Source organism: Caballeronia sp. (genome assembly GCF_049581465.1).
In the GTDB taxonomy this organism is placed as follows: domain Bacteria; phylum Pseudomonadota; class Gammaproteobacteria; order Burkholderiales; family Burkholderiaceae; genus Caballeronia.
The window spans coordinates 1-4,372 of sequence record NZ_JBAUSA010001386.1 but is presented as its reverse complement, the minus strand read 5'-3'; the positions used below and the strand labels follow the sequence as shown (position 1 = coordinate 4,372).

3 protein-coding genes and 1 pseudogene are annotated in these 4,372 nt (G+C 62.3%); 2 read left to right on the top strand and 2 right to left on the bottom strand.

The features are described from left to right. Positions 1 to 36 precede the first annotated feature (36 nt). Both WCA53_RS33495 and mdtD read right to left on the bottom strand, forming a co-directional pair. Positions 37 to 1,311: an EAL domain-containing protein gene (locus WCA53_RS33495; protein WP_423922219.1), complete on the bottom strand. Its 1,275-nt coding sequence runs from the start codon at positions 1,309 to 1,311 to the stop codon at positions 37 to 39. Between the two features lie 321 nt (positions 1,312 to 1,632). After that, entirely contained in the window at positions 1,633 to 3,081 is a 1,449-nt protein-coding gene (mdtD, locus tag WCA53_RS33490) for a multidrug transporter subunit MdtD (RefSeq protein WP_423922215.1), read from the bottom strand. A 136-nt stretch (positions 3,082 to 3,217) separates the two neighbouring features. Here mdtD and WCA53_RS33485 point away from each other — a divergent pair, with 136 nt between their 5' ends. Beyond that, positions 3,218 to 3,880 (top strand): response regulator, encoded by a 663-nt coding sequence (locus tag WCA53_RS33485; RefSeq protein ID WP_423922211.1) that lies wholly within the window; start codon positions 3,218 to 3,220, stop codon positions 3,878 to 3,880. Beyond that, a pseudogene (locus WCA53_RS33480) lies at positions 3,880 to 4,372 on the top strand (ATP-binding protein); the annotation flags it as partial. The gene WCA53_RS33485 and the pseudogene WCA53_RS33480, both read left to right, overlap by 1 nt.

The window sequence follows — 4,372 nt, the reverse complement described above, 5'->3', positions numbered from 1 at the left end:
CCAAACCGCGCCAGCGACCCCCCCCCCCGCGCAGCATCACTTCACCGGCGAAGTCACGTCCCAATTAATATCGACGCACAAGACCTGCAAGCCATGCGAGGCCTGCGCCGCAATCGACGCCGTGACGCATAAATGCGCCTCGTTAATCGACAAATACGGCGCCGTCATGTGAACCCGCCCAGGCGAGCGCAACGCCTCAATGAAATAGGGCCGGCGCTCCCAACTCGCACCCTCCGAATGCAGCAGCGGCCGGAAGCGCTTTGCGCGCTGCGATGCACGCGCAGCAGGCAGCACGTTATCGCCGATCTGGCGGCCCGACGCATCAAGCAAGAAGCAGCGCGCCGTCTCGTTGAGTTGCAGCAACGAACGCGTGGCATCGATGAGCATCTCGCCCTCAATCAGGCGCGTAGCCGCCGCTTCCAGCGCACCGACGTACGGCGCCAATCGCGCGGATTGCACGCGTTCGCGCGCCGTCACCCGTTCCCGCGACGTCGCCGATAGCGCATCCACCACGCCCTGCGCAGCTTGCGGCTTGACCGCCTCGACGCTCGGCGCCGCGAAATACGCGCCTTGCACAAAATCGACGTTGCATTCGAGCGCAATGAGCGCATCGCGTTCGGTACTCAAGCCGCCCATCAACACCAACTGCCCGGACTGGTGCAGCAGCGAAACCAGGCCCGGCAACACGCGCTCAATATGGGAATGTTCGCTTGCCTGTTGAAGAATGCAGCGGTCAAGCGTCACGATATCCGGACGCAAATGCCACACCCGGTCGATATTCGAATGCTTCACGCCAAAGCCGTCGAGCGAAATCAGGAATCCGGACTTGCGCAGCGAATCAATGATCTCGGCGAATCGCGTGGTTTCGCCTCCGGCTTGCTCCGGCACTTCGAGCACCACCCGTTGCGGCGGCAACCCCACGTCTTTCAACGATGCCAACAGCGCGTCGCCATAACTCGTGTCCATCAATGCGGCCGGATGAAGGCTCAGGAATAGCCATTCGTCGTCGCTATCGAACGCAAAGAAGTTGCCCAGATGCAGCGATTCGGCCAGCCGGCCCAACTCCAGCAAATCGCCGCGTCGCGCCGCCTGCGTGAAAACTTCGTGCGATGGCACCTGCCGGCCGGAATCATCGCGGGCACGAAGCGACGCGTGATATCCGATCGCCCGCCGGTGCGACACCGAAAACACCGGCTGGAACACACTGAACACGGTGAATTCACCATACAGGACGGTGCGCCGCGCGCCGTCATCGCTCGCGACGGGGCGGGGCGGCTGGAAGCGGGGAGGGTCGAGATCAACCGTGCTCATAGTGTGGGTGCCTGGCCTTCGGACGCGGTGTGCGGCACGAAGTGGGTGGGTAAACGACTAGTTTACAGGATAGCCCGACTTAGCCATGAGCAAGAAGCATGCGCATTTGCCAGAATATCGAGATATTGGGCCCGCTGTGGCGCAGCACGGGATAAAGCGCGTGTTCACGTCGTGCCGCTGCCGCGCGGCGGTGCCGCCCGCACTCCGATAGTGCAGCAAACCAGCGGCGTGGGCCAGAAAACGGATACATCCTCCTCGTAGGCGTTTTCGTGACAGATAACCTGGCCCTTAATATTCGTTGACTTCAAAACGCTCAAAAACTCAATGCGATTCCGAGGGATCCGTTCTTCCCTTCGATACCGGGCGAATCTCCGGCGCGAGTTGCCCAAAGATCCACGCCGTAGACGCCGTAATAATGCCGACGCACAGGAACGTTGCGTGAAAAGCGGGCAGCAAATCGGTGGCGGCGACCCGTGGCAGGATGCCGGTAAAGGTCGCGAGCACCGCGCCGGCGATGGTCACCCCGAGACCCATGGAGAGCATTTGCACGAGCGAAAAGAGACTGTTGCCGCTGCTGGCGCCGCCGACGCCGAGGTCTTTCAGGGTGAGCGTGTTCATCGCGGTGAACTGCATGGAGTTGACGCTGCCGAAAATGGCCAGTTGCACAAGTCGCAGCCATAACGGCTGGCTGGCACTGGTGAGAGCGAAACTGGCCATCGCGAGGCCGACCAGCACGGTATTGACCACCAGCACCTGACGATACCCGCGCGCCATGATCAGCCTGGTCACGAGGCGCTTTGACGCCATCCCCGCAGCCGCGACGGGCAACATCATGAGACCGGCCTGGAACGCCGAATAGCCGAGACTGACCTGAAGCAGAAGTGGGATCAGGTACGGCATGGCGCCACTGCCGATCCGGGCAAAAAGATTGCCGAGCAGGCCGACGCTGAACGTGTGGATCTTGAAGAGATCGAGCGAAAAGAGGGGTTGCGGCACGCGTACCGCGTGGAGGCCGTAGGCGACGAAGCAACCGAAGCTGAGCACCAGCAGCACGAGCACGATGGCGTGCTGGAGGCCGAGATCGGCGAGGCCGTCGAGTGAAACGGTGAGCGCGACCATGCCGACGGCGAGCAGCAGGTAGCCCGCGAGATCGAAGGGCGCGGTATCGGGATTACGGCTATCGGACATGAAGAGCCGGGTGGCGATACAGCCGACAATGCCGACCGGCACGTTGATAAGAAAGATCCAGTGCCACGAAGCGATCTGGACGATCCACCCACCGAGCGTCGGTCCGATCAGCGGGCCGATGAGACCGGGAATGGCGACGAATGACAGCGCGCTGAGATAGCGTTCGGCGGGAAACACGCGGAGGACGGCGAGCCGTCCGACTGGCAGGAGCATAGCGCCGCCAACCCCTTGCACCACGCGATAGGCGACGAGTTGGGACAGCGAATGTGCGTTGGCGCAAAGAAGCGAGCCGATGGTAAAGACGAGGATGGCGCTGAAGAAGACGTGCCGGGTGCCGAATTTATCGGCGAGCCAGCCGGAAAACGGAATGACCGTTGCCATGGTCAGCGAATAGGCGATCACGACGCCCTGCATGCGTAGAGGGGCTTCACCGAGGCTGCGGGCCATGGCGGGAAGCGCGGTATTGACGATGGTCGAATCGAGGGTCTGCATGAAGAAGCCGGTCGCGACCAGCCACAGCATGATAGTGAGCGCTTGAGGGGAGGGCGTCGGCGCAACGGTCGAGCGAGTGATTTCGGACATGGAAGCGAGGCGGCCGGCTATGAGCGTGGCGTGATTCTACGTAAATGCCGCCTTAAGTCACCTTAAGCCCCCTTTAATCCGACGCCCGCTAAAATGGGCTCCCAGCCCCGACGGGCCGATATAAAGCCAAGCCATCATGCGAATCCTGCTAGTAGAAGACGACAGAATGATTGCGGAGGGTGTCCGCAAGGCGTTGCGCAGCGATGGCTTCGCGGTCGACTGGGTACAGGACGGCGAAGCGGCGCTAACCGCGGTAGGGGGAGAGTCCTACGACCTCATGCTCCTGGACCTGGGCTTGCCCAAGAAGGACGGACTGGACGTATTGAAGAGCTTGAGGGCCAAAGGCAACGCGCTGCCCGTACTCATCGTCACCGCGCGCGACGCCATCGCGGATCGGGTAAAAGGCCTGGATGCCGGCGCCGACGACTACCTCGTCAAGCCCTTCGACCTCGACGAACTGGGCGCCCGAATGCGCGCGCTGATCCGCCGCCACGCTGGCCGAGGCGATTCGCTGATCCGCCACGGCGCCCTCACGCTCGACCCTGTGGGCCACCAGGTCACTCTGGACAACCAGCCCATCGCCCTCTCGGCCCGCGAATTCGCCCTGCTGGAAGCGCTGATGGCACGCCCGGGGGCGGTGTTATCGAAGAGTCAGCTCGAAGAGAAAATCTACGGCTGGGGTGAGGAAATCGGCAGCAACACGGTCGAGGTCTACATCCACTCGCTACGCAAGAAGCTCAGCCCCGATCTGATCAGAAACGTCCGGGGCCTGGGTTACATGGTCGCGAAGGAAGCGTGATGCATTCGATTCGACGCCAATTGCTGGTCTGGCTGCTTGCACTGGTGATCGTAGGCGTGGGGTTCGCTGGCTGGCTGATCTATCGACAGGCTCTGGCCGAAGCCAACGAACTCTTCGATTACCAACTGGAACAGATCGCAGCCGCGCTGCCGTCGGAACCCTTTTCATCCGTCCTCCAGTCGCGCAGCGACAGCGACGAAGGCGTCGTCATCCAGATATGGAACCGTAACGGCGTGCTGATGTACTACTCGCACCCCCGCGTGGCGCTCGCTCCGCATGCGGAACTTGGCTTTTCCACCGAAACCACGTCGCGCGGCGTATGGCGCGTCTACAGCGCGATCGTCGGCGATAACGTCGTGCAGCTCGCCCAGCCGCTTTCCATCCGCAACCGGCTCGCGGCAGGCGTCGCGTGGCGGACGCTATGGCCACTGGTGCTGCTTTTGCCGTTGCTCGGCCTGGCCATATGGGTCATTGTCGGGCGCGGGCTCATGC